At 55.9% G+C, this 850-nt stretch carries 2 protein-coding genes; both read left to right on the top strand.

The genetic code is table 11. The annotated features are described in order from the left end of the window. On the top strand, positions 1-480 hold a 480-nt coding region (locus tag ABTU92_RS29670; protein ID WP_408095129.1), incomplete at its 5' end, for a hypothetical protein. A gap of 12 nt (positions 481-492) precedes the next feature. Beyond that, a partial coding sequence (locus tag ABTU92_RS29665; protein WP_408095128.1) for a hypothetical protein occupies positions 493-850 on the top strand: 358 nt, incomplete at its 3' end.

Genomic DNA, 850 nt, shown 5'->3' with positions numbered 1-850 from the left:
GACGGTGGGCAGTGGACGGATGAGGACTGGGAAGGTCCGAAGCCGGCGACCGAGAGCAACCCACATTTCTTGTCGGACGGGCCGCTCGAGTTCGATCGAACAGATTGGGCTCAATATGTTGCAAACAAGCGGCGCGGCCATCATTTCATGCCGCAGAGCATCTACACACGGCTCCCCTTGCCGGACGAGGCATTTTCGGTTTTTGATAATGCGACGACAGGGGCATTGTTCTACGAAGGCAACAACGTCTGGGACGAAGCGCATCGAGTATACCGCGATGCAGTCTATGGCGAGTTCAAGAAGTACTTGGATGAGAATAAGATCGACATCGAGAAGATGACAGCCGACCAGGCTCGTTCATTCCTGAGAGCCATCGAGAGGTCCGCCGATCCTCGGATACGAAATTTCAACCGCATGGTCCGAATGCGCGAGTTGATTTGTGGTTACCGTAGCCGCTTCATATTCCGTGGGAACGAGTGATGGACGAACCCCATGAGCGACGACGATCGGCAAAGCGAACTGTGGTCGATGATGTTCTCCCGGATTGCGGGCGTCATGCGGAAGTACGGAATCGAGGACCCTTTCGCCAACGGCGACTATTTTGTGTTCGACGAGAACTGGGGGCCCGCCGAGAACAAGGTCGAGATCAACAACCTCGCCCTGCTGAGGCCCGCGATTATCAAGGAGTTACAATCGCTGCTGCACGATGTTCCGAACTGGCGAATCATCGTGCTCGTAGACATCCGGGAAAAAGAAGGGCTGTGGCCACCAATGGGCCTGATCATCCGTCGCGACGAGATCATCGACGGCCTTCAGCGGGATCTCTTTCCGACGGAGTTCCAGGATCTCG

The organism is Rhodoplanes sp. SY1 (assembly GCF_046000175.1).
Taxonomy (GTDB): Bacteria; Pseudomonadota; Alphaproteobacteria; order Rhizobiales; family Xanthobacteraceae; genus Rhodoplanes.
This window is presented reverse-complemented; position numbering and strand designations above follow the sequence as displayed.